Annotated in this window: 23 protein-coding genes and 1 pseudogene; 23 read left to right on the forward strand and 1 reads right to left on the reverse strand. The window is 44.7% G+C overall.

Annotated elements, in window-relative coordinates:
- Window positions 1-16: 16 nt before the first annotated feature.
- The 5 genes and pseudogenes from NSB28_RS04755 to NSB28_RS04775 form a co-directional block, all read left to right on the forward strand.
- A pseudogene (locus NSB28_RS04755) lies at window positions 17-1,606 on the forward strand (AAA family ATPase); the annotation flags it as partial.
- A gap of 285 nt (window positions 1,607-1,891) precedes the next feature.
- Entirely contained in the window at window positions 1,892-2,236 is a 345-nt protein-coding gene (locus NSB28_RS04760; protein ID WP_257497686.1) for a type II toxin-antitoxin system Phd/YefM family antitoxin, read from the forward strand.
- Between the two features lie 685 nt (window positions 2,237-2,921).
- Window positions 2,922-3,779, forward strand: a complete 858-nt coding sequence (locus NSB28_RS04765) for a DUF5685 family protein (protein WP_109625691.1) — start codon at window positions 2,922-2,924, stop codon at window positions 3,777-3,779.
- Entirely contained in the window at window positions 3,760-4,398 is a 639-nt protein-coding gene (locus NSB28_RS04770; protein ID WP_109625423.1) for a J domain-containing protein, read from the forward strand. The genes NSB28_RS04765 and NSB28_RS04770 overlap by 20 nt, the downstream gene beginning before the upstream one ends.
- Window positions 4,389-4,928 (forward strand): hypothetical protein, encoded by a 540-nt coding sequence (locus NSB28_RS04775; RefSeq protein ID WP_109625424.1) that lies wholly within the window; start codon window positions 4,389-4,391, stop codon window positions 4,926-4,928. The genes NSB28_RS04770 and NSB28_RS04775 overlap by 10 nt, the downstream gene beginning before the upstream one ends.
- A gap of 189 nt (window positions 4,929-5,117) precedes the next feature.
- Here the strand turns inward: NSB28_RS04775 and NSB28_RS04780 are convergent, their stop codons facing one another.
- The gene (locus tag NSB28_RS04780; RefSeq protein ID WP_109625425.1) at window positions 5,118-5,828 is read right to left on the reverse strand and encodes a Crp/Fnr family transcriptional regulator; all 711 of its coding nucleotides are present in this window, start codon (window positions 5,826-5,828) and stop codon (window positions 5,118-5,120) included.
- A gap of 355 nt (window positions 5,829-6,183) precedes the next feature.
- Between NSB28_RS04780 and NSB28_RS04785 the strand changes: the two genes are divergently transcribed.
- The 18 genes from NSB28_RS04785 to NSB28_RS04870 all read left to right on the forward strand — a co-directional run bounded on the left by NSB28_RS04785 (window position 6,184) and on the right by NSB28_RS04870 (window position 23,785).
- Complete coding sequence (locus tag NSB28_RS04785) at window positions 6,184-6,747, forward strand: GNAT family N-acetyltransferase (protein ID WP_109625426.1); 564 nt, start codon at window positions 6,184-6,186, stop codon at window positions 6,745-6,747.
- 79 nt (window positions 6,748-6,826) lie between these two features.
- The gene (locus NSB28_RS04790) at window positions 6,827-7,381 is read left to right on the forward strand and encodes a zinc ribbon domain-containing protein (RefSeq protein ID WP_109625427.1); all 555 of its coding nucleotides are present in this window, start codon (window positions 6,827-6,829) and stop codon (window positions 7,379-7,381) included.
- Window positions 7,382-7,566: 185 nt separating this feature from the next.
- Window positions 7,567-7,914: a MazG nucleotide pyrophosphohydrolase domain-containing protein gene (locus NSB28_RS04795; protein WP_109625428.1), complete on the forward strand. Its 348-nt coding sequence runs from the start codon at window positions 7,567-7,569 to the stop codon at window positions 7,912-7,914.
- A 233-nt stretch (window positions 7,915-8,147) separates the two neighbouring features.
- Window positions 8,148-8,789 carry an ATP-binding protein gene (locus NSB28_RS04800; RefSeq protein ID WP_109625429.1) on the forward strand — a complete coding sequence of 214 codons (642 nt, stop codon included), beginning with the start codon at window positions 8,148-8,150 and terminating at the stop codon, window positions 8,787-8,789.
- Between the two features lie 32 nt (window positions 8,790-8,821).
- Entirely contained in the window at window positions 8,822-10,420 is a 1,599-nt protein-coding gene (gene hcp / locus NSB28_RS04805; protein ID WP_392391499.1) for a hydroxylamine reductase, read from the forward strand.
- Between the two features lie 72 nt (window positions 10,421-10,492).
- Window positions 10,493-11,887 carry an alanine/glycine:cation symporter family protein gene (locus NSB28_RS04810; protein WP_109625431.1) on the forward strand — a complete coding sequence of 465 codons (1,395 nt, stop codon included), beginning with the start codon at window positions 10,493-10,495 and terminating at the stop codon, window positions 11,885-11,887.
- A gap of 48 nt (window positions 11,888-11,935) precedes the next feature.
- Window positions 11,936-12,445: a YcxB family protein gene (locus NSB28_RS04815; RefSeq protein WP_109625432.1), complete on the forward strand. Its 510-nt coding sequence runs from the start codon at window positions 11,936-11,938 to the stop codon at window positions 12,443-12,445.
- A gap of 152 nt (window positions 12,446-12,597) precedes the next feature.
- Window positions 12,598-13,458, forward strand: coding sequence for an AraC family transcriptional regulator (locus NSB28_RS04820; RefSeq protein ID WP_109625433.1), 861 nt, complete (start codon window positions 12,598-12,600; stop codon window positions 13,456-13,458).
- 1 nt (window position 13,459) lies between these two features.
- Window positions 13,460-14,386, forward strand: a complete 927-nt coding sequence (locus tag NSB28_RS04825; RefSeq protein WP_109625692.1) for a DMT family transporter — start codon at window positions 13,460-13,462, stop codon at window positions 14,384-14,386.
- Complete coding sequence (locus NSB28_RS04830; protein ID WP_109625434.1) at window positions 14,349-14,771, forward strand: DUF2000 domain-containing protein; 423 nt, start codon at window positions 14,349-14,351, stop codon at window positions 14,769-14,771. Before NSB28_RS04825 ends, NSB28_RS04830 begins: the two co-directional genes overlap by 38 nt.
- Before the next feature lie 68 nt (window positions 14,772-14,839).
- A complete protein-coding gene (locus tag NSB28_RS04835; protein WP_109625435.1) occupies window positions 14,840-16,600 on the forward strand; it encodes an NTP transferase domain-containing protein in 1,761 nt (586 codons plus the stop codon).
- Window positions 16,581-17,459, forward strand: a complete 879-nt coding sequence (locus NSB28_RS04840; protein WP_109625436.1) for an NTP transferase domain-containing protein — start codon at window positions 16,581-16,583, stop codon at window positions 17,457-17,459. The genes NSB28_RS04835 and NSB28_RS04840 overlap by 20 nt, the downstream gene beginning before the upstream one ends.
- 56 nt (window positions 17,460-17,515) lie before the next feature.
- On the forward strand, window positions 17,516-18,520 hold the full coding sequence (locus tag NSB28_RS04845; RefSeq protein ID WP_109625693.1) for an extracellular solute-binding protein: 1,005 nt from the start codon (window positions 17,516-17,518) through the stop codon (window positions 18,518-18,520).
- Between the two features lie 16 nt (window positions 18,521-18,536).
- Window positions 18,537-19,301 carry an ABC transporter ATP-binding protein gene (locus NSB28_RS04850; protein WP_109625437.1) on the forward strand — a complete coding sequence of 255 codons (765 nt, stop codon included), beginning with the start codon at window positions 18,537-18,539 and terminating at the stop codon, window positions 19,299-19,301.
- Window positions 19,298-20,860 (forward strand): ABC transporter permease subunit, encoded by a 1,563-nt coding sequence (locus tag NSB28_RS04855; RefSeq protein WP_109625438.1) that lies wholly within the window; start codon window positions 19,298-19,300, stop codon window positions 20,858-20,860. Before NSB28_RS04850 ends, NSB28_RS04855 begins: the two co-directional genes overlap by 4 nt.
- Before the next feature lie 146 nt (window positions 20,861-21,006).
- Window positions 21,007-21,522 carry a hypothetical protein gene (locus NSB28_RS04860; protein WP_109625439.1) on the forward strand — a complete coding sequence of 172 codons (516 nt, stop codon included), beginning with the start codon at window positions 21,007-21,009 and terminating at the stop codon, window positions 21,520-21,522.
- 3 nt (window positions 21,523-21,525) lie between these two features.
- Window positions 21,526-22,443, forward strand: coding sequence for a leucine-rich repeat protein (locus NSB28_RS04865; RefSeq protein ID WP_109625440.1), 918 nt, complete (start codon window positions 21,526-21,528; stop codon window positions 22,441-22,443).
- Window positions 22,433-23,785, forward strand: coding sequence for a vWA domain-containing protein (locus tag NSB28_RS04870; RefSeq protein WP_109625441.1), 1,353 nt, complete (start codon window positions 22,433-22,435; stop codon window positions 23,783-23,785). Before NSB28_RS04865 ends, NSB28_RS04870 begins: the two co-directional genes overlap by 11 nt.

The following is a 23,785-nucleotide window of genomic DNA, read 5'->3' on the forward strand; positions in this document are numbered from 1 at the left end:
GTGGTGTTAAGAAAAAGATGATGTTACACTGATCATGCGTCCCCGCCGTTTTGGAAAAACACTGACTCTCAGTATGGTGGAGCAGTTTTTCTCAGTAAATTATGCAGGGATAGACATCTTTCATGGAATGAATATCTGGAAGGAAGAAAAATACCGGAAGCTTCAGGGAACATACCCGGTGATTGCGCTGAGTTTTTCCAGTATTAAGGAGACTTCCTACAGCGAAGTGAAGAAGAAAATATGTATATTGATTCAGCTCTTATATAATAAATACGATTTTCTGCTCAAAGAGAGTGTTCTGAATGCAAAAGAAAAAGAGTATTTTTTAAGTGTATCGGCTGATATGGAGGAGTATGAGGCTTCTTTAGCAATACATCGGTTATCGGATTATCTTTACCGATATTATGGTAAGAAAGTCATTATTCTTTTAGATGAATATGATACGCCCATGCAGGAAGCTTACATCGGAGGATACTGGAACCAACTGGTATCATTTACCAGAAGCCTGTTTAATGCAACTTTTAAGGATAATCCGTATTTGGAACGTGCCATTATGACAGGAATTACAAGAGTTAGTAAAGAATCTATTTTTTCAGATTTAAATAATCTGATGGTGGTAACGACAACATCAAATCAATATGCAGATGTCTTTGGATTTACACAAGCAGAAGTGGATGAGGCATTGCAGGAGTATGGATTATATAAAAGCAAAGAAGAAGTAAGACGATGGTATGATGGCTTCAGATTTGGAAATAAGGAGGAGATATATAATCCGTGGTCTATTATTAATTATCTGAAAAGCCATAAAGTAGGTCCATACTGGGCGAATACCAGCAGTAACAGGCTGATCAGCAGTCAGCTCCAGAAGGGAACCGGACAGATAAAGGAATCCTTTGAACAGTTATTAACCGGGGGGACGATTACGGCAGAAATCGACGAGCAGATTGTTTACAACCAGTTGGATTTTGACGAGAAAGCAATATGGAGCCTGCTGCTTGCCAGCGGCTACTTAAAGGTATGCGGCACAAAAGAACAGGATTCTTTGTATGGATATTGGAAACAGGAATATATATTAGGAATTACGAATTTTGAAGTTACGTTAATGTTCCGGAATATGGTAAGAGACTGGTTTTCTTTGAGTGCCTCCAATTATAATGGCTTCATTCAGGCCTTGCTGAAAAATGATGTGGAGGCTATGAATATTTATATGAACCGTGTAGCCCTTGCCACTTTTAGTTCCTTTGACAGCGGCAGCCAGCCATCTGAAGACAGTGAGCCGGAACGTTTCTATCACGGATTTGTTCTGGGGCTTATGGTTGAATTGGAAAACCGCTATGTGATTACCTCTAACCGGGAAAGCGGTTTTGGCCGCTATGACGTTATGCTGGAGCCTCGGGGCTTAAATAAGACGGCAATGATTTTGGAATTTAAGGTGCAGGACAGGAAAGAAAAGGATTTGGATGATACAGCCCGGTCAGCGCTGCACCAGATTGAAGAGAGAGATTATGCCGCCTCTTTGGAGGCAAAAGGAATCCACAGGGAAAAAATCCTTAAATATGGATTTGCCTTCCGGGGTAAAAAGGTGCTGATCGTAAATGGAGAGTGATAAGAAAAGGGACGGCTGATGAATGGTCCGAAATAAAGAGAAACACCTTGTAGGGTAGTATAAATAATTTGTATTTAGAGGATGTATTTAGTAATGATGTCTGGGTAAAGGAGGACACCACATGTCTAATTCGAGCTAAATTAGTTCGCTTTTCGCAAAAAAGACTGCGATTTTAAATCACTGTAGTTTTGTAATATAAAACAAAATCAGTTAAATTTTAATGAAAATATTGCATATAATAATGGTATGGTATATACTATTAAATAATAGAAGGGAGATATGAATATGACATTAGCTGAGTTCACAGAAAAACTTGTGCCCATATCTGATTTCAGCAAGGGCAAGGCCGGGAAGATTTTTACAGATGTTGAGGAGAACAATAACGAGTACATTGTTTTAAGAAATAATCAGCCAACGGCTGTGCTGATATCTCTTAAGGAGTATAAAGAAACTCAGGAGAAAGCCGCCAAACTGGAAAAACTGCTTGAAACAGTGGAAAATATGAATCTACTGAAACTTGCCAAGAGCAGGGATAATACAAATACAACTTCTTTTGAATCTTTTGTCGCTGAAGAAGGATACTCTTTGGATGAGTTAAAAGAACTTGCTGAAAGTGTGGAATTTGAATAATGGCATGGAAAATACGGATTACAGATGAGGCCAAAAAGGATTATAGGAAGATTGAGAACAGTGTGCGAAAGCAGGTATTATTAAGGTATCAGAAGCGCCGCTGCCGAGCCCTGATGGGTATGGTAAACCTCTTGGGCATAAGGGAAACAATAATCTGACCGGATTTTTTTAGATCAAGTATAGAGGGATTGGGATTCGTGTAGTCTATACACTTGCCTTAGAGGAAAAAGCCATGAATATTATAGTTATCTCTCAAAGAGACGATGATTTTTGCTATGAGATGACTGCTAAATTATATGAGAAGTATGGTAATGATATTTTTAAAAACATATTTGGAGAATTTTGATAAAGAACTCGGACACCAGCGGGGTAAGCAGCTAATCCCTAGCTGGTGTTTTTGTGGGGCAAACCCATAATTTAATCCTTGCGGATGGGCGCGCTTCGCACAATAATGTATGGGATGCACGAAGGTGTATAATATTTCCGGCTAATCGGCAGTTGTGTATTTCCCCGGCAAGGGAGCTGCAGAGGGTTTAGAGGAAAGTATAAATAATTAAATAAGGGTTTATTTAAGAATTATTTATGGTTTTTTGAAAGCGGTTGTAGTATAATAGCCGCAAGCATGTGAGTCAATCGCTTCAATATGCCGGGATACAGCGTAAAAACGGCAGAAAACGGAGAGTATATGTTTGGATATTTGACGATCTATAAACCGGAATTAAAATTTAAGGAATTTTATAAGTATAAGGCATATTACTGCGGGCTGTGCAGGACACTCAAAGAAGAGTATGGTTTTTCAGGACAGATGACGCTGACTTATGATATGACGTTTGTTATCATCCTTCTCACTTCCCTGTATGAGTGCGGGACAACGCAGAGCCTTCATCACTGCAAGGTGCATCCTGTCAAAAAGATACCTATGCTGCAGAATGAGATGACGGACTACTGCGCCGCTATGAATATGGTGCTTTCCTATTACCATCTTCTGGATGACTGGAAGGATGAGAAGAGCATACCGGGCCTGGCAGGGATGAAGCTGCTTAATAAAAATGTGGGGAAAATAATTCACACATATAAGAAAAAGTGTGGTATAATACAAGATTGTCTGAGACGTTTGTCAGAGTGCGAAAAGCAGGGTGTAACAGATATTGACAAAGTATCAGGCTGTTTCGGGGATTTAATGGGAGAACTGCTTGTATATAAAGAAGATACGTGGGAGCCTGTCCTGCGCAGGATGGGGTTTTTCCTGGGAAAATTCATCTATCTGCTGGATGCCTATGATGATCTTGAAAAAGATATCAAGAAGAAGAACTATAACCCGTTAAAGCCTTTGTATGGAGAAAAAGATTATGAAGAACACTGCCGCGAACTGCTGCTGATGATGATGGCAGAGTGCAGCAGTGAATTTGAAAAGCTTCCGTGTATTCAGGACGAAGAGATATTACGGAATATCCTGTATGCAGGTGTGTGGACGAAGTATAATAAAATACAGAAGGAATTAAACGAAGGAAAGGAACAGAATAATGGTCAGCAACCCATATGAAATATTAGGAATTTCACCGAATGCCTCAGATGATGAGGTTAAGAAGGCATATAGAGAATTGAGCCGGAAATATCATCCGGACTCTTATGCAAATAATCCACTGGCAGATCTGGCAGAAGAGAAATTTAAAGAAGTGCAGGAAGCATACAACCAGATCATGGACGAACGTTCAAAGGGCTACAGCTCATCAGGCTACGGTTCGGGCAGCAGCAGCGGATATTCGGGAAGCAGTTCATCTGGAGGATCAAGTTCCTCAGAGATGACGGCTGTCTATAACTTTATCAACAGTAGGCATTACCAGGATGCATTAAATGTGCTCAATAGAATGAGCAATAGAGATGCCAGATGGTATTACTGCAGTGCGGTGGCTAACAGCGGACTTGGCAACAATGCTGCTGCTCTTGAACATGCAAGGCAGGCAGTCAATATGGAACCGAACAATCCTGAGTATTCTAATTTCCTCAACCAGCTTCAGTGGAATGGCCAGCGCTACCAGACTAATCCATATGGAGGCGGAGCGGGACGCCCGGCATATTCTACAGGAAATTGCTGCTGTGACTTGTGGATTGCGGATTCATGCTGTGAATGTATGGGAGGAGATCTTTGTCCATGCATGTAAATGCGAAAAAACTGGCTTTTTCAGGACTGGCGCTGGCGCTCTGTGTATTGGCGATCGTACTCAGCGGCATAATAGAATTTAATACACTATTTCTGCTGGGACTGGCGTCTTTCCTTATAGGTATTATTATACGGGAATGCGGTATGGGCCTGGGATTTGGGTTTTACCTGGGGGCTATTCTGCTGGGCGTGATACTGGCGCCTAATAAGCTCTATTGCATCACTTTTGGGGCCATGGGCCTTTATGTGGTGGCAATAGAATTTTGCTGGCGCCATCTGGGCCGGCTGCACACAAAAATGAACAAGCGTGTACTGTTCTGGATCATTAAGTATATTGTTTTTAATATCATATACCTTCCTATGTTGCTGCTGTTTCCAAAGCTGCTGTTTGCAGGAGAGATGAGCAATACCTTCCTTCTCATAGCTGCAGTGGGCGGACAGGCGGTAGTTTTCATCTATGACAGGGCTTATGAATATTTTCAGGGGCATGTCTGGACAAAGTTCAGGAAGAGGATAGGATTTGAATTGTAGGAAGAATGGTAACTGTGAAGGTACTGAACAGTTACGGAGAATGTATATTAATCATACATAAAGGCACCAGGGGTGTGTTTTGCATATTGCAGATCACTTTGGGTGCCTTTTTGTTTTAACTAAGAAGAACTTGTGTGACTATTTGCGGCACTGCGCTTTTACCGGGGCCGTGAATAGTCACACAAGTTCTTATTCACCACCTATTGAGGTGGGAGTTTTATCTGCTTTCAAGATAAAATTATTTTTCCGGTAATCGAGTATCCCATCCTTTTTAAGCTTGGACAGCTCTGCGGACATGGCGCTTCTTTCTACGCAGAGATAGTCGGCCAGCTCCTGACGGTCAAAGGGTATGGTAAAATGGCTGTTTTCTGCCTTTACTGCCTGTTCTGACAGATATGAGAGAAGTTTTTCTCTTGTGCTGCGCTTAGTCATATGCCCCAGCTTTTCCATAAGCATTTTATTTTTCATGGCAAGGATTTTCAGCATGTTTTGAATAAGCCCTGTGTGAAAAGTACACGCGGAGGAGCAGGTAGTGATAACTTTTCTGTAGTCGATAAACATGACTGTACAATCCTGGGCAGCTACTGCATTGACAGGAAGAGAAGTCGCCCCGGCACAGGCAAAAGCCTCTCCAAATAGTTCACCGGGCCCGATATTTGCGATTATCGAGCGGTTTCCCCAGAAATCTTCCTTTATAATATGGATATCCCCCTGGAGCACAAGCCCCACATCTCTGGCAGGACTGCCTGCGGAAAGGATATATTCCCCTTTGAAATAAGAAGAGCGGCTGGCCCTCAGGCATGTCAGCATGGCAGAAATGTCTTCAGGAGCGATTCCTGTAAAAAGAGGGCTTGATTTTATCACTTCACTGTAAATCTCAAAATCTTTAATTGTATTCATGAATTATTTTCCTAATCATTTCGGGATGTTCTCATCCACATTATTTTCGGTGGAGCCTGACAATTTGGGGTGCAGACTCGACGGAAGTATAGTAATAGTCTAATACTGTGGCCGGGATGTGTCAATTCTAAAGTCGGTCGTGAATGTTCAGAAATACTCACTACGGTAAATGCACAGACTTGCTGAATAGTTACAAATTAATCTGAAAAAGGATAACCTCTTGATTGATAAAACTGCTTGTAGAGACAGTATAAAAATGGTATTCTTTTCATAGGCGGTGGCTGGGACAAATCCGTATTTGAAACAGGCCATCAGGCTGCGATTTTGTTTAATTGGAAAATGTGGAGGTATGCCAATGGCAGTGAGAATTTCAGAAAATAGAAATGGGTTGATAGAAACCGAACGCCTTCTCATTAGAGAAATGGAGCAGTCGGATTTTGATACATTGTGCAAAATATTGTGTGATGAGGAAGTAATGTGTGCTGCTTATGAAAGCGCATTCAGCTTAGAAGAAGTACAGAATTGGCTTAACAGACATTTTAAAAGATATGCAGAGTACGGTTTTGGACTTTGGGCTGTTGTTTTAAAAGAAACAAATGAAATGATAGGCCAATGTGGTTTGACGTTTCAAGGCTGGAGAGATAAAGAAGTATTAGAAATAGGATATTTGTTTCAAAAAGCGTATTGGCACAAAGGTTATGCAACAGAAGCAGCGATTGCTTGTAAAGAATACGCATTCAAAGTTCTTAATGCAAGTAACGTATATTCTATTGTCAGGGACACAAATATAGCCGCTCAAAATGTCGCTGTCCGAAACGGTATGAAGATTATTGATAAAGATACCAAGAATTTCAGATATATAGATATGGATTTTTATCTGTATTCTGCAGGTCAAACAGATGAGACTTGGTTCATTTAGATTATCAGTGCCGAATGATTACAAGATAAAATCTTGTTCAGTATCATTATTAGATTATGATTGATAAGGGGGATAAATTATGTTTTGTTTAGAATGTGGCGAAGCTATTCCAGATGGAAGTGTTACTTGCCCTAAATGTGGTGCAGTAATAAAGAAAGATATTGATAATTCAAGTGATGAACAGGCGGTTGTATATGCGTCTCAAAATGTAACTGAACAAGAGATCTCACAAAAGCCCCCACTTAGTAAAAAGTTGCCAAAACAAGTTTACATTGGAATTGCAGCCGTTGTAGGTATAGTGATTATATTCTTTATTGTAAATGCAGTGAATAAGGCAAATTTAAAGAAAGCACTTGTAAAAGAATGGTACGATACAGAGGATTCAATTATCAAAGTATTAGATATTGAGGATGGTAAAATGGAGTATCGGCTAGAGACAGGATATAGTTGGATGGATATGTCGATGGGCACATACGATTGGAAGCCTGCAGGAAAAAATAAAATCAAGATCAAAATGTACCAAGATAAATATGAAACATATACTATTGAATTTAATGATGATAAGACTTCATTCAAAATTAGCCCTGCTATAACAAGCGTGGATGATAATGAGCATTGGTATCATATAGACTAATTTAATATATCAAATTATTAATAGAGTTTATCCAGTTACTGTTCACGGAGTGAACAGTAACTTTATCCAATCCAAACCTTAGTAAAATCAAGACATTGCAGAATTATTTGTAACACAATATAATAGATTTTAAGTGTTATTAAAAATAAGTATTAGCAATCGTAATTTGACGGAGGAATTGTGTAATGAAAGTTACAATAGAAGAACTGCAGGAATATTTATTTGACCATTATAGCAGTGGCGGAATCGACCAGAGCTTATTTATGAAGCTGGTAGAAGAAATAGGTGAGGTGGCAGAGGTACTAAATAAAAAGGCTGGAAGAAAATCAACTGGCAGGGAAGATTTGCAGGCACAATTGGGGAATGAATTAGCTGATGTGATACATTATGCTGTAGCTATTGCAGCATTAAACGGGATTGATATGAATGATGTTATCATTAACAAGGATAAAGAGGCTTCTATAAAGTATAATCATAAAACAAATTTGGAGCAGTTTATCTTGAATAAAAGAGATGATAACACGAGCCGGTAGATTTCAAAATACTAAACATGATGAGTTTAAAAATGGACAGGATGAAATTAACGGAAAGACATATGACAGCCTGACTGTTTATTGGAAGGGATTTATAATGGATGAGAGGAAGGAGCCGGGAACTTATTGTTTCCGGCTCCGTTTTTTGACTTATATTTAAAAATGTTGTTTTTCCAACATACTTTTTAAAAGAAAAATAGTATCCTTGTCTCATCAGATGAAGGAGGAAAGCTATGCTGAGAAAAATCATTAAAATAGACGAAGAGAAATGCAATGGCTGCGGGCTTTGTGTGTCGGCGTGTCATGAAGGCGCTATAGAGATTATCGATGGAAAAGCCAGGCTTGTGAGAGAACACTTTTGTGACGGGCTGGGGGACTGCCTGCCTTCATGCCCTGAGGATGCCATTTCATTTGAAGAGAGGGAGGCTCCTGCTTATCAAAAACTGCCCTGCGGATGTCCGGTGACACCCGGTATACATGACAACGAATGCAGGGAAAGCCGGCTTTCCCAATGGCCGGTGCAGATAAAGCTGGTGCCTGCCAGAGCCGGATTCTTTGATGAGGCAGAGCTTCTGGTGGCGGCTGACTGTACGGCCTATGCTTATGGAGATTTTCATGAACGCTTTATGAAAGGCAGGATCACTCTTGTGGGCTGTCCGAAACTGGACGGGGAAGATTATGCCAAGAAGCTGACTGAAATCATTAAGAATAATGATATAAAAGATATGACTGTAGTCAGGATGGAAGTGCCATGCTGCGGCGGATTGGAGAGGGCTGGTGCAGCAGCGGTGAAGAACAGCGGAAAATCTATACCATGGCGGGTGGTTACTATATCTGTGGATGGAGAGATACTGAAAGAACAGTTAACAGATTAATGATCAAACAGGAGGATAATAAAATGGAAAAAATGTTTTGTTTTCAGTGTGAGCAGACGGCCGGATGCACCGGATGTTCAGGCAGCAGGGGAGTGTGCGGAAAAGGGCAGGATACAGCCAGACTGCAGGATGAGCTGACAGGCGTTCTGATAGGCATAGCCCGGGCGTCTGATGGAAATGAAGTGACAAAAAGCACAACAGAGATTATCATTGAAGGGCTTTTTGCCACACTGACAAATGTCAATTTTGACAATGATTCAATCAGGGAGCTGATAAGAAGAGCAGAAGAAGAAAAGGAGAAACTCATACCAAAATGTTCCGGATGCGGTTCACCGTGCAGCAGGAATGAGAACTTTGATATGGAAAGCCTCTGGGGGGACAATGAGGATATAAGATCCCTGAAATCTCTGATCCTCTTCGGAATCAGGGGGATGGCTGCCTATGCATATCATGCCATGGCGCTGGGATATGAGGATGAAGAAGTGAATCAGTTCTTCTATAAAGCTCTTTTTGCAGTGGGGCAGGAGGGAGATATGGAATATCTGCTGCCGGTGGTGATGGAGACAGGTGAGGTGAACTTAAAATGTATGGCTATGCTTGACAGGGCGAATACGGAAACTTACGGTATTCCGGCGCCTACGGAAGTTACATTTGCGGTAGATAAAGGGCCGTTTATCGTTGTAACAGGCCATGACCTGAAGGATTTAGAAGAGCTGCTCAGACAGACGGAAGGGAAAGGAATCAATATATATACACATGGAGAGATGCTGCCTGCTCATGCATACCCTAAACTGAAGGCATACAGCCACCTCAGAGGTAATTTTGGAACAGCGTGGCAGAACCAGCAGAAGGAGTTCCAAAATCTTCCCGGGGCAGTGCTCTTTACTACAAACTGCCTGATGCCTCCAATGGATTCATATGCTGACCGGGTGTTCACAACAGCCGCGGTGGCTTATCCGGGCCTGAAGCACATCCATGCAGTGGGCGGCAGGAAAGATTTTACCCCGGTAATAGAGCGCGCCCTGGAACTTGGAGGATATAGTGAAAGAACTGAGTTTACAGGTATCAACGGCGGGAAGAAGACAGTTACAGGATTTGGCCACAATGCGATCCTCTCGGCAGCAGATAAGTTAATTGAGGCAGTGAATAATAAGGCAATCCGCCACTTCTTCCTGGTAGGAGGCTGCGATGGGGCAAAGACAGGGCGCAATTATTATACAGATTTTGTGAAGCAGGCTCCGGACGATACAGTGATCCTGACGCTGGCCTGCGGAAAATACAGATTCAATGACCTGGACCTGGGAGAGGCGGGCGGACTTCCCAGGCTGATGGACATGGGGCAGTGCAACGATGCCTACGGAGCTGTAAAAGTGGCTGCTGCACTGGCGGAAGCTTTCGGGTGCCAGGTTAATGACCTGCCCCTGACCATGGTGCTGTCCTGGTATGAACAGAAGGCAGTCTGCATCCTGCTGACACTCCTTCACCTGGGAATCAGGAATATCTACCTGGGGCCAAGCCTGCCTGCATTCCTTTCAGAGAACGTTCTGGGCTATCTGGTTGAAAATTATAATATAAGGCCGATTAGCAGTGCAAAAGAGGATCTGAAAAGAATTCTTGCTGAGGAAGATTAAGTTGTAACGAATTCTCGCATAACAGGCCGCGTCTCCGTATATATTTAGTTAAAAATATACTGGACGTGTCGGATGGACAGAGCAGCTGAAATTTTGAGAAATATTGATAATATTGTTTGGGGACCCTTCCTGCTCCTGTTTATGCTGGGAACAGGAATCTACCTCACCGTAAAGATGCGTTTTCTGCCCCTCAGAAATCTGGGGTATGCGCTTAAAAGTGTTGTAACTAAAGACCCGAATGCAAAAGAAGGGGGGAAGGGAGATATCTCTTCCTTTTCTTCGCTTATGACAGAACTGGCAGCCACCATTGGGACAGGAAATATCGTGGGGGTGGCTACAGCCATGGTCCTGGGCGGGCCGGGAGCGCTTATATGGATGATGGTGTCAGCCCTGATAGGCCTGGCTACAAAGTTTGCGGAGAGCACGCTTTCTGTAAAATACAGGACGGTTAATGCAAATGGGGAGATATCAGGCGGTCCCATGTATACCATGCAGAATGCTTTTCCCAACAAAAAAGCGGGGAAGGCATTGGGCTGTGCATTTGCCCTTTTCGCAGTATTTGCCTCCTTCGGAATGGGAAATATGACCCAGTCCAATTCCATATCATCGGCGGTAAAAGAGACCTTCGGGGTATCAGAGGGCCTTACGGGACTCATAGTCACCATACTGTCTATACTGGTTATACTTGGGGGGATCAAGGCCATCTCAAAGGTGACACAGATCGTGGTTCCATGTATGGCTGTCTTCTATATGGCCGGGGCGGTGGCTGTGATCTTTATGAATATAGGAAATCTTCCGTCAGGCATATGGCAGATTGTATCCATGGCCTTCTCACCAAGAGCAATGGCGGGCGGAGCAGGGGGAACTATTGTTGTCTCCATGCAGCAGGCCCTGCGGTGGGGAGTATCCAGAGGTGTCTTCTCTAACGAGGCAGGCCTGGGAGCGGCAGGGATCAGTGCGGCGGCGGCCAATACGGATGATCCTGTCAGACAGGGATATATCAGTATGACAGGTGTTTTTTTTGATACTATCGTTATCTGTTCTGTTACAGGCCTTGCGCTGGCGGCATCAGGCGTGATTGGGATCACCGACGCTTCCGGGGAGCTTGTGACCGGCTCTGCCCTCACTATAGCTGCCTTTGCCACTACTTTTGGGGAATGGGGAGGTTATCTTGTCTGTATAGGAATCGTTCTGTTTGCCTTTGCCACCATCATAGGCTGGGAATACCAGGGGGAAAAGGCATTTGAATTTCTTGTGAAAAAACCGCAGTATTGTATTTACTACAGGTTTGTATATGCATTGACTGCCTTTGTGGGCGCCACCTGCGCTCTCGATGTGGTTTGGGACTTTTCTGACATCATGAATGGACTGATGGCTATTCCCAATCTGATCTGTGTTCTGGTCCTGTCAGGAACAGCCTGTAATGAAATCTTCAGATATGAAAAAAATAAGCGCAATAATAAATGACAAGAATAAGGGTCCGTGTTATGATAATAAAAAACAGGAGGACCATTTATGGAGATTGAATTTACATATACAAAGAAAGAATGGGTGGACGGCCGCAGAAAATATCTCTTCATTTCTAAGGTCATTACAAGGATGCAGCTGTTTGTTATGGCATTGATGGCAGTGTTTTTTATTATATCGGCAGCTGTTTATGGATTTGGAGTTATAAATATAGCTCTTGGAGTGGTCCTGGCTCTGCTGGCCCTGGAATTGGTTTTTATCTATGTGGTTCAGCCAGGCATGCTGTATAAGGCTACGGACAAATACCATAGCCGGTACAGGCTTGTATTCAGGGAAGACGGACTGCTCTTTGAAACACAGGGGATAGCTTCAGAACTGAAGTGGGATATTTATACTGGATATGCACGGAGCAGGGAATATTATTATCTGCTGCAGGGGAAGATGAATTATACTCTTATTCCCAAGAGGGCATTAAGTGATGAGAGGGGCAGGGAGGATTTTGAAAAGCTGGTGAAGTCAGTTCTTCCGGAAGTTAAAGCCCCTGCGGGTATAAAATAATTTGCATCTGAAAGGGACATTCACGGCATCATGAGCCGGAAGGTTCCTTTTTTGTGTAATATTTTACAAGAAATTTCTGCGGGCCGGTGTTAAGATGTTATAGGATGTTAAAAATAAACACCTACATAAGGGGCAGTGAGGAGAAGAAAATTATGCTGACACAGCAGGAACAGCGTCATGTCTATTATGACAGGGACCTGAAAATAGAAGCTTATAATCTGAGCGGGATCGTACAGAAGTTTCCGAATCATTTTCACGAGTATTATGTCATTGGATTTATCGAAGGCGGGAGGCGGCACACCTGGTGTAAAAAGGGTGAGTATGATGTGTCTGCCGGGGATATGATCCTGTTCAATCCCCATGACCATCATTATTGTGCCCCGATAAATGGGGAGCTGCTGGATTACAGGGCAGTCAATATCGGTGTGGATGTGATGAAAAATGCAGTCAGGGAGATTACGGGCCGGGAGTACACGCCGTATTTTACTGAGAATGTGGTTTTCCACAGTGACATCACAAAATCCATAAGTGATCTGTATAGCGCAATTGTGGAATGCAGGCCCCGGCTGGAGAAGGAGGAGGCATTATTTTTCCTGCTGGACCAGATCCTGCAGGAATACGCAGCACCCTTTGAGGAGGCCGATGTCTCAAAACCCAACAGGCAGATCAGGATACTGTGTGAATACATGGAAGAGCATTTTGCGGAAAATATTACCCTGGATGATCTGCTCTCCATGACGGATTTTGGAAAATCATATCTGCTTCGCTCTTTTACAAAGCAGACGGGAGTCTCACCCTACAGGTATCTGCAGGCGATAAGGCTGGACAGGGCGAAGAAGTTTTTGGAGGAAGGGATACCTCCTGTGGAGGTGGCGGATATGGCGGGATTTTCAGACCAGAGCCATTTCACAAATTTTTTCAAAGAATTTATAGGGCTGACACCAAAGCAGTATCAGAGGATTTTTACTGAGGCAGAGGCCGCTGTGCCGGAGGAGGACGAATGTGGATCATAAGATGATAAAGGGCCATGGCGCCGCATTGATAACAATACTGATATGGGGGACAACGTTTATTTCCACGAAGGTCCTTCTGGTGGATTTTCAGCCTGTGGAGATTTTATTTTACAGATTCCTGATGGGATTTATTGCGCTGATCCTGGTGTGTCCCCACAGGCTCCGTGTGGAGAAAAGGAAACAGGAGCTGACATTTATGGCTGCCGGCCTGTGCGGCGTATGCCTGTATTATCTGCTGGAGAATGTAGCGCTTACATATACTCTGGCGTCCAATGTAGGCGTGATAATTTCCATAGCGCCGTTTTTTACAGCTATCCTGACCCAGATCTTTTTCAAGGGTGAGGAAAAATTAAAAGCCAGCTTTTTTGTGGGATTTATTATAGCGATCGCAGGCATCTGCCTGATCAGCTTTAACGGTTCCAGGCTGGAATTAAACCCTATGGGTGATCTGCTGGCGGTCCTGGCAGCATTTGTATGGTCGTGCTATTCTATCCTTACAAAGAAGATAGGAAGCTTTGGATACGGAACAGTTCAGAGTACACGCCGTGTATTTGCCTATGGACTCATATTCATGGTGCCCTTTTTGTTTTTCACAGATTTCCGGCTGGGACTGGAGCGGTTTGCGCAGCCTGTCTATCTGCTGAATATTATTTTCCTGGGCCTGGGGGCATCAGCCCTGTGCTTTGTCACCTGGAATCTGGCGGTGAAGATACTCGGTGCCGTAAAGACAAGTGTATATATCTACCTTGTCCCCGTCATCACTGCGGTGACTTCAGTGCTCATACTGGATGAGCATATAACACTGATGGCAGGGGCGGGTACATTGCTGACTCTGGCAGGACTGCTGCTGTGCCAGTCTAATCCTAAAAATCTGAAGAGAGGTATTCAAAATGGACAGAGAAAACGAAAAATGTGTCATGGTGATTGATGAATCACTCCCACTCGGCGTTATAGCAAACACAGCTGCGATCATGGGGATCACTTTGGGAAAAGAGATGCCCGGCGTGGTGGGCAGAGATGTGGAAGATATGAGCGGAAGAGAGCATCTGGGGATAATAGAGTTTCCGGTGCCTATTCTGAAGGGAAATCCTGAAATTATCCGCAGTATCAGAAGTAAACTGTATGAACCGGGCTACAGTGAGCTTACAGTGGTGGATTTCTCAGACCTGGCCCAGGGGTGCAGGACTTATGAAGAGTATGAAAAGAAGCTCCTTGGAGTGCCGGAGGACAGTCTCCAGTATCTGGGTGTGGCTATCTGCGGACCAAAGAAAAAAGTGAATAAACTGACAGGGAGTATGGGGCTGCTTAGGTAGCCCTTGTTTTTTTGCATGATATGGTATATAATACCAATGTGTTCACGAAAACCAGAATGGAGAATTACATGAATATACAAGAATGCGATTTAATGAACATTCTGCTTCAGACGCCCTACACGAACCAGAGGACGCTTTCAGAACAGAGCGGTTATTCACTGGGAAAAGTAAACAGCTCGCTGAGGCAGCTGATAGAAAAAGGCTATCTGGATGAAGAGATGCATTTTGAGAAAAAGGCGGCGGCTGAGGTTGAGAGAAAACGGCCCAGACATGCGGTGATACTGGCGGCAGGATTTGATCTGAGAATGGTCCCTGTCAATACTACAGTGCCAAAAGGGCTGCTTGAGGTCCAGGGAAGGCCTCTTGTAGAGAGCATGATCTGTTATCTACATGAGGCAGGTGTGTTTAAGATAGATATCATAGTCGGTTTTATGAAGGAACAGTATGAATATCTGATAGATAAATATGGGGTGGAGCTTGTATACAGCAGAGATTATGCCACCAGGAACAATCTTTTTTCCTTGAAGAGGGTGATTGACAGGATCGGCAATACTTATATTATCCCCTGCGATATCTGGTGTGAGAAAAATCCATTTTCCAGGCAGGAACTTTATTCCTGGTATATGGTCACAGATGAGATGACCGAGGATACCTCAGTGAGGATTGGAAGGAAAAAGGAGCTGATCCTCACAGGTAACGGGGAGATAGGCAACAGGATGGTGGGGATAGCCTATATCCTGGAGGAGGATGCCGCAGTTCTGAGGGAGCGTGTGGAGGAGCTGACACAGAGAAGAGAATTCAACCAGGCCTTCTGGGAGACAGCGCTTGTAGCTGATGGAAAGCTGAGACTGTGGCCGAAAGAGGTTTCAGGGAGCAGCGTGAAGGAGATAAATTCTCTGGAGGATCTCAGGGTTGTGAATGAGGGAAAGGAACCTCTCAGTGAGCAGGCATACTGTTTTATAGAAGAGGCTCTCTCATGCAGGAGAGAGGATATAGGACATGCCATATCTGTTAAGAACGGATTTTTGAGCCGTGTTTATGAATTTGAATATTCCGGGAAAAAATATGCCCTGAGAGTGCCTGAAGAGATCATGGCTGATACATTTGCACCGGAACAGGAATATGAAGTCTATAGAAAGCTCCTGGAAAATGACGTTATGACTCCGAAATGCTATTTTTCTGTGGAACCTGGCTTCTGCCTGAAGGAGCTCAGTGTGGGATGCCGCACCTGTGACAGGGAGAATGAGGAGGATGTCAGGCGGTGTATGGAATATCTGCGGAAATTCCACAGTAAGAATATCCAGGCCGGGCATTTTTACGATATGTATAAAATGATCGATTACTATGAGAGCATGCAGTACGGCGGAAAGTCTGTTTACAGAGACTACAGGGAGACAAAGGCAAAGATATGTGAGCTTAAGGAATACGTGGACGCCCAGCCCAGGCAGTATGCCCTGACCCATATAAATGCCATACCGGAAAAGTTTCTGATGTTTGAGGATGGCCGCATCTGCCTGCAGGACTGGGAATACGCCGGGATGCAGGATGTACATCTGGATATCGCCATGTTTGCAGTCTACGCATTATATGACAGAGAGAGGATAGACAGGCTTATAGACTATTATTTCGAAGATAAGTGTCCCAAAAGTGTGAGGATCAAAATCTATTGTTATGTGGCCATTGCAGGCTTTTTATGGAGCAACTGGTGTGAGTATAAAAGAAGATTCGGAGTGGAATTTGATGAATATGCGATGAAGCAGTACAGATATGCAAAAGAATTTTATAAAATTGTAAAAAAGGAGCTGGAGGATGACAAGGACAGGCTATAAAACAGACAACGCAATTATAATGGCAGCAGGGATGGCTACCCGGTTTGCACCGCTGTCATATGAGAAGCCCAAGGCGCTGATAGAGGTAAGGGGGGAAGTGCTCATTGAACGGCAGATACGCCAGCTCATAGAGGCGGGAGTACCGCAGATCATCGTGGCGGCAGGATATAAAAAGGAATTGTTCGGATATCTGACGGATAAGTACGGGGTCATGCTTGTAGAAAATCCTGATTACCGTACAAGGAATAATCATTCGACTCTCTACCATGTGAGGGATTACCTGAAAAATTCATATATCTGCTGTTCAGATAACTATTATACAGAAAATCCTTTTAAGGACAGGGAGGATGAGGCATATTATGCAGCTGTCTATGAGGAAGGGCAGACTGATGAGTGGTGCCTCTATACAGATGAAAAGGGATACATTAACCATGTGCAGATAGGCGGCTCTGATGCCTGGGTCATGCATGGGCATACATTCTTTACGGAGGGCTTCTCAAAGCAGCTCATACCGTATATTGAAGAGGCTTATCATAAAGAGGAAGACGCCGGGCTGTATTGGGAAGAGATATACATGGAGCATCTGTCGGAGATGAGGATGCGCAGGAGAGAATATGATGTGGATGTGATCCAGGAATTTGACTGTCTTGAGGATCTGCGGAAATTTGACGATACTTATCTGAACCATTCAGGCTCATGGGTGATGGAGAGGATATGCAGAGAACTGAAATGCAGGGAAAAAGATATTGTGGGGATAAAGCCTGTAGAGGGAAATGACGGTGCAGCAGGCATTACATTTTCTGTGTTTAACAGAAGATATGCTTTTGATTACGCGAGAAAATATCTCGGAGAGTGCTGACGGCAGGAAATGCCGGCCAGTGTGCAGCCGGAGAGCTGCAGGAGAGGAGAGAAAAGATGAAAAAATGGATGATGGCAGCAGTAGCTGCAGTGATGCTTCTGGGGGCTATGGCTGCCTCAGGATGCGGAAAAGGTGCGGAGGGAGTAAAAACTGATGACAATAAGGTGGTCATCTATTCCTGCCTGGAAGACTTCAGGAATGACTATATCCTGGATAAACTGAAAGAAAAATTCCCTGATTATGATATCACGCTCCAGTTTGTGGCAACGGGAAATCTGGCAGCCAAGATCAAGAGTGAGGGGGAAGCCACAGAGGGAGATATCATTCTGGCGCTTCAGGCTGTATATATGGAGCAGCTGAAAGACAACTTTGCTGACCTGTCTTCTTACGACACGTCAAAGTACCTGGATGAGCTGGTGATGGATCATCACAAGTACCTTATATGGGAACGGTTCAGCGGATGCATTATGACAAATCCGAAGATTTTAGAGGAAAAGGGCCTTACTGAGCCTGAGAGCTTTGAAGAGCTAGCAGACCCAAAGTATAAGGGGCTTGTTTCCATGCCTGACCCGAAGACTTCCAGCACGGGATTTATCTTCTATCAGATGCTGGTAAATGACTGGGGGGAGGATAAGGCCCTCGAATATTTCGACAGGCTGTCAGAGAATGTACTCCAGTTTACCACCTCCGGAAGCGGCCCTGTCAGCGCCCTGACCCAGGGGGAAGCGGCTATTGGCCTTGGTATCACCTACCAGCCCGTCCAGCAGATAAATGACGGGGTGAAGATGAATATCAGGTTCTTTGAAGAAGGCGCGCCTTATGATCTGGACGGCTACGGGATGATCAGGGGGAAGGAAGAGAAGAAGGCGGTAAAGGATGTTTTTGACTATCTGTATGATACCCTGATCTATGAGGACAAGGATCTGTATTCTCCGGAACAGATATTTAAAGAACAGTCAAATACGATTGAAAACTATCCAAAGGATATCCCATACGGTGATATGACAGGTGCTCTTGATATCAAGGAAAAGGAACGTCTTCTTGGCGAGTGGAAATATTAAAGCGGGGTGCGGTCAGATGAAAGAAAAACTGCGGGTGGAAAACCTGAAAAAAGTATACGGTACTAAGGAAGTCCTCCGGGGCGTGGAATTTGATGTGAGGGACGGAGAATTCCTGTCTATTCTGGGGCCCTCAGGGTGCGGGAAGACCACCATCCTGAAAATACTCTCAGGCCTGCTTAAACCCACTGAGGGGCGGGTGATCAAAGACGGGGAAGATATTACAGAGCTGGCTTCCTCAAAAAGAGGTATGGGGATCGTGTTCCAGAACTATGCCCTGTTCCAAAATATGACGGCTCTCAAAAATGTAGAATATGCCATGCAGTTTAGGCCGGGGCTGAAACCGGGAGCCAGAAAAAGGGCGAGAGGGCTTCTGGAGATGGTGGGCCTCTCAGAATATGAAAATGCAAAGCCTCACAGGCTCTCAGGCGGCCAGCAGCAGAGGGTAGCCATCGCCAGGACACTGGCGCTGAATCCGGATATCATACTGTTTGATGAGCCTATGTCAGCGCTTGATGTGGCAAACCGCCTTGCACTGCGGGGGGAACTGAAGGCTATCCAGAAAAAGACGGGAGCGACCATCATCTATATTACCCATGACCAGGAGGAGGCGTTTGCCATGTCTGACAGGATCATGGTGATGGGAAACGGTGAGATTGAGCAGCTGGATACTCCTGAGAATATATTAAAATCCCCGGCAAGCGATTATGTCAAAAGCTTTGTGCTGGATAATCTCAGGCTGAAGATGGAATCGCTGTCAAAATATATGGAGTACTGTCTATGAAAAAGAATTATGGCCTGAAGGCCATCCTGGCTCTCTTTTTCCTGTTTGCCGTGATCTGTCCCCTGGCTGCCCTGCTGGCAGGTTTAAAGGATGTAGATATAGGGGCGGTCATCAGCTCCGGGCAGTTTATGGATGCACTTGTCCATTCCCTTGTCTCAGCAGTACTCTCCACTGTCATATCTGTGGCCTGCGGACTTTTGCTGGCCTGGTGCATAGCCAGGAGCAATATAAGGGGGAAAGCAGTATTTTCCATGCTGCTGACTCTGCCCATGCTGATCCCGTCTATTTCCCACGGAATGGGCCTGGTGATGCTGCTGGGGCAGAACGGTGTGCTCACTAACCTGCTGGGGCTTAAGGGGTCAATATATGGCCTTTCAGGCATTGTAACAGGATCTGTCATCTATTCCTTCCCCATTGCTTTTTTGATGTTTGTGGACATCTTTACATATGAGGATATGTCGGTGTACACTTCTGCGGAGGTCATGGGGGTGCCTAAATACAGGCAGTTTTTGGACATTACACTGCCTTACCTGAAAAAGCCCATGATTTCCATAGTGTTTACTGTGTTTACCATGGTAGTGACAGATTATGGGGTGCCTCTCATGGTAGGAGGCAAGTATACGACACTTCCTGTTCTCATGTACCAGCAGGTCATAGGGCTGCTGGATTTTGGAAAGGGGACAGTGATCGGGGCGGTGCTTCTGATACCGGCAGTCGTTACCTTCCTTATTGACGCGCTTCACAATGAGAAGTCAGGGCAGCATTTCGTAACTGAGAAGACAGAGAAGAAGGAAAACAAGGTAAGGGACAGGGTGAGTTATCTTTTCTGTACTCTGTCAGGCATTCTTGTAGCTCTGCCGATTCTTGCATTCGCGCTTCTCACATTTGTCAAAAAATATCCGTTGGACAACAGCTTTACACTTGCAAATATCCAGAGAAGCCTGGAGATGGGAGCAGGCAGGTATCTGTCCAACTCCCTGGTGATTTCTGCGGCGGTGGCAGTATTTGGAACAATGCTGGCGTATCTGGCCGCATATGCGTCCTCCAGGAGTACAGGAAAGTCTTCAAGAGTCCTGCATCTGGCCGCCATCACTTCGCTCTCCCTGCCGGGGATGGTCCTGGGCCTCTCCTATGCAGTTTTTTATAAAGGGAGCTTCATATACGGCACTATGGGGATACTTGTGCTGGTGAATATCATACACTTTTTTGCATCCGCATACCTGCTTGCCTATAATTCCTTCGGCAAGATAAATGAAAATCTGGAGGATGCAGGGCAGATGCTTGGGATCAGCAGATTCCATATGATAAAGGATATTTTTCTGCCTCAGATGAAAGGGACGCTTTGTGAGATGTTCTCGTACTTTTTTGTAAATTCAATGATAACGATCTCAGCAGTTTCTTTCCTGACTACAGTAAAGAATATGCCTCTGGCGCTGATGATACCCCAGTACGAGGCGCAGATGCTGCTGGAAAGTTCAGCTTTTGTATCGCTGCTGATATTGGGAGTGAATCTGCTTATAAAAGGCAGTGTATACATAATAAAGAAGAAAGCGGCTTAGTAATAAGGCCGCTTTTTCCGTTGACATAAGCACCTGTTCTGCGTTATCTTACATATGGTAGGAAAGAAACAGAACTCGTAACAGTTCAGCAGGTCTGTGCATTTACTGCACAGACCGTAAGAAAATGATCCAAGGGAGCAAAAATCATGTCTTTTAATATAATAATGAAGCAGAAAATCAGGCAGGAGGTAGAGCGGGTGCTTCATGTACCAGGAAATTTTACTAAGGATATCCTGGAAATGGCGCTTGTTATTGACTGTTCCCTCAGTACAGAGGAAGCCGGGGAGAGCATCCGGGAACTGTTGGGGACACTGAAGAAGCAGAGTGAGGTCTTCAGGAATGTCAGGCTAAATGCAGTTAAGTGGCTGGATGACGGGCATATTGAAAATCAGGTCACGTCTGCCGCTGTAATGCAGCTGGGCAGATATTTTGAAGATTATAAACAGAATATTTGTGTAAAATCTATGGATAAGCTGACAGGATACCTGAAAAAATTTCAGGCAAGATCAAAATTGATTATTGTTGTCTCAGATGGGAATTATAGAATAGAAGATGAAAAGACAGTTCAGGAAAATCTGAGTCCATTCCTGAGGAGAAAAATGATATACTGGAATATTAAAGATGATACGTTTGTAAGAGGCTTGCCCGGAGGAAAGGTATAAGTAATGGCAATATATGAAACAGGCGGACAGAGATTTGAGTATTCAGTGACAGGACAGGGCATCAGGATAGATGGATGCGGAGGTACTGGAAGCATCTGCCTGCCGGAGGAGATAGAGGGGGAAAAAGTGACATGTCTGGGGGACTATGCGCTGTCACCTATGCGGCAGCAGGGGCTCATGGATGTGGAAGAGGTGCGGCTTCCCGGGAATCTGAGGAGCATCGGGAGGTATGCATTTTATAACTGCAGTACTCTGCATGAACTGCATTTTTATGGAGGCTTAAGTGAGATAGGCGCCGGCGCCTTCACGGGCTGTCATCAGGTAAAGAAGCTGACAGCGGTGGAGGAACAGGGAAAGTGCCCCTGTCTCAAGGAAATACTCTCTGAACTCACAGAAGAGATAGAGGTGCGTTACTGCGGGGACGGGGAGGCACTCCTGTATTTTCCAGAATATTTTGAGGAAGGGGTGGAGAACACTCCCGCCAGGATACTGGAAAACCATGTGCATGGCAGCGGACTTTTTTTCCGGAACTGCTTTCGGAACAGAGAATTCCAGTTCAGAGAATATGACAGCAGATTTGATATGGCGGCGGCACAGGAGAGCAGAGGATTTCTGACATATATGTGTCTGGGAAGGCTGATGTATCCGTATCTGCTGGAGGAAGAAGCCAGGCTTAAGTATGAAGGATTTCTGAGGGGCCATCTGGCAGAGGCGGCGGCACATCTCTTAAAGAAAAGAGATATGAAGAGATTCATATGGCTGATGGAGAACTGCGGGCTGCCGGGAGAACGCGGCTGGCAGGATAATATGGACCAGATATTTGAGAGAGCAGAAAAATACAGGAATGCTCAGGCCATGAGCTTCCTTATGGATTTCAGGCACAGGTTTGAAAGGCAAAGAGAGGTTGAGTATGAGCTCTAAGGAAAATGGCAGGGATAAGCCTGTAAAAAATCCCATACATGATGAGCAGCTTAGGAGGCAGAAAGCAGAGGAGCTGGGGGCGGAAGTTCTGGGGATATCCAGAAATGAACTGTATCTGAATATGAGGTTTATGGATGTGGCTCTGGCCAGGTTCCGTTTTATGCCCTGGAATGAGGGCAAGGGCCTGGGGACAGACGGAGCAGCTGTTTATTTTTCTCCCATGCATCTGCTTAGAATGTACAAGTCAAGCCGGACGGCTGTAAACAGAGCCTATCTTCATATGACCTTCCACTGCCTCTTTGCACACGTATTTGACACCGGGGACAGGGATGAGGCCTTATGGGATATTTCCTGCGATATAGCTGTGGAATATCTCATGGACAGCCTGTACCTGCACTGTACCTACCGGCACGCATCACCGCTCAGGAAAAAGGTGTACAGGGCAGTAAAAGATCATATGAAAGCAGCCTCGGCCCAGGGCATATACAGGATGCTGAAAGAGCAGGAATGGGATCACGGCGCTCTGTGTGCGGAGTTTTATGTGGACGACCACAGTATATGGAGGAATGAGGGTACAAGGCAGGGCTCAACCCAGAGAAAGCAGCAGTGGGACGAGGCGAGGGAGCAGATGCAGACAGAGATGGAGACATTTGCAAAGGAGTCAGCCGAGGATGCCCCCGAGCTGTATGATCAGATACGGGCCCAGAACAGGGAGAGATACGATTACAGGGAATTCCTTCGCAAGTTTGCGGTTTTAAGGGAAGAGATGAAGGTGGACATGGACAGCTTTGATTACATTTTCTATAATTACGGGCTGTCGGTCTATGGGAATATGCCTCTTATAGAACCCCAGGAGACTAAGGAATCTGTAAAAATAGAAGAATTTGTCATAGTCATCGATACTTCAATGTCGTGCAGAGGAGAGCTTGTCAGGAATTTTCTGGAGCAGACATATGCCATCCTCTGTGAGTCAGAAAGCTTTTTTACGAAGATCCGCATCCATATCCTCCAGTGTGATGACAAGGTACGCCAGGATAAGGTAATAACAAGTATGGAGGAACTGAAGTCTTACATGGAATACCTTACAATAGCAGGTCTGGGAGGTACGGATTTCAGGCCGGCATTCGCCTATGTGGATGAGCTGCTGGCAAAAGGGGTATTCGGAAAACTGAAAGGGCTTATCTATTTTACAGACGGTTATGGCATATTTCCGGTCAGGATGCCGCCTTATGAGACGGCATTTGTATTTATGGAAGAGGACTACAGAGATGTGGATGTACCGCCCTGGGCGATCAAGCTTATTGTGGAGCCGGAACAATTTACAGCAGACAGGAGACAATAA

This window comes from Murimonas intestini (genome assembly GCF_024622195.1).
Taxonomy (GTDB): domain Bacteria; phylum Bacillota; class Clostridia; order Lachnospirales; family Lachnospiraceae; genus Murimonas; species Murimonas intestini.

Bases quoted from the DNA above. Each gene is read 5' to 3' on its own strand.
- NSB28_RS04830 (WP_109625434.1), top strand. From the start codon at position 14,349: ATGGACAGAGAAAACGAAAAATGTGTCATGGTGATTGATGAATCACTC.
- NSB28_RS04815 (WP_109625432.1), top strand. From the start codon at position 11,936: ATGGAGATTGAATTTACATATACAAAGAAAGAATGGGTGGACGGCCGC.
- NSB28_RS04840 (WP_109625436.1), top strand. From the start codon at position 16,581: ATGACAAGGACAGGCTATAAAACAGACAACGCAATTATAATGGCAGCA.
- NSB28_RS04780 (WP_109625425.1), bottom strand. From the start codon at position 5,828: ATGAATACAATTAAAGATTTTGAGATTTACAGTGAAGTGATAAAATCA.
- NSB28_RS04855 (WP_109625438.1), top strand. From the start codon at position 19,298: ATGAAAAAGAATTATGGCCTGAAGGCCATCCTGGCTCTCTTTTTCCTG.
- NSB28_RS04825 (WP_109625692.1), top strand. From the start codon at position 13,460: ATGATAAAGGGCCATGGCGCCGCATTGATAACAATACTGATATGGGGG.
- NSB28_RS04765 (WP_109625691.1), top strand. From the start codon at position 2,922: ATGTTTGGATATTTGACGATCTATAAACCGGAATTAAAATTTAAGGAA.
- NSB28_RS04795 (WP_109625428.1), top strand. From the start codon at position 7,567: ATGAAAGTTACAATAGAAGAACTGCAGGAATATTTATTTGACCATTAT.
- NSB28_RS04770 (WP_109625423.1), top strand. From the start codon at position 3,760: ATGGTCAGCAACCCATATGAAATATTAGGAATTTCACCGAATGCCTCA.
- NSB28_RS04775 (WP_109625424.1), top strand. From the start codon at position 4,389: ATGCATGTAAATGCGAAAAAACTGGCTTTTTCAGGACTGGCGCTGGCG.
- NSB28_RS04810 (WP_109625431.1), top strand. From the start codon at position 10,493: ATGGACAGAGCAGCTGAAATTTTGAGAAATATTGATAATATTGTTTGG.
- hcp (WP_392391499.1), top strand. From the start codon at position 8,822: ATGTTTTGTTTTCAGTGTGAGCAGACGGCCGGATGCACCGGATGTTCA.
- NSB28_RS04845 (WP_109625693.1), top strand. From the start codon at position 17,516: ATGAAAAAATGGATGATGGCAGCAGTAGCTGCAGTGATGCTTCTGGGG.
- NSB28_RS04835 (WP_109625435.1), top strand. From the start codon at position 14,840: ATGAATATACAAGAATGCGATTTAATGAACATTCTGCTTCAGACGCCC.
- NSB28_RS04860 (WP_109625439.1), top strand. From the start codon at position 21,007: ATGTCTTTTAATATAATAATGAAGCAGAAAATCAGGCAGGAGGTAGAG.
- NSB28_RS04820 (WP_109625433.1), top strand. From the start codon at position 12,598: ATGCTGACACAGCAGGAACAGCGTCATGTCTATTATGACAGGGACCTG.
- NSB28_RS04760 (WP_257497686.1), top strand. From the start codon at position 1,892: ATGACATTAGCTGAGTTCACAGAAAAACTTGTGCCCATATCTGATTTC.
- NSB28_RS04850 (WP_109625437.1), top strand. From the start codon at position 18,537: ATGAAAGAAAAACTGCGGGTGGAAAACCTGAAAAAAGTATACGGTACT.
- NSB28_RS04790 (WP_109625427.1), top strand. From the start codon at position 6,827: ATGTTTTGTTTAGAATGTGGCGAAGCTATTCCAGATGGAAGTGTTACT.
- NSB28_RS04870 (WP_109625441.1), top strand. From the start codon at position 22,433: ATGAGCTCTAAGGAAAATGGCAGGGATAAGCCTGTAAAAAATCCCATA.
- NSB28_RS04865 (WP_109625440.1), top strand. From the start codon at position 21,526: ATGGCAATATATGAAACAGGCGGACAGAGATTTGAGTATTCAGTGACA.
- NSB28_RS04800 (WP_109625429.1), top strand. From the start codon at position 8,148: ATGCTGAGAAAAATCATTAAAATAGACGAAGAGAAATGCAATGGCTGC.
- NSB28_RS04785 (WP_109625426.1), top strand. From the start codon at position 6,184: ATGGCAGTGAGAATTTCAGAAAATAGAAATGGGTTGATAGAAACCGAA.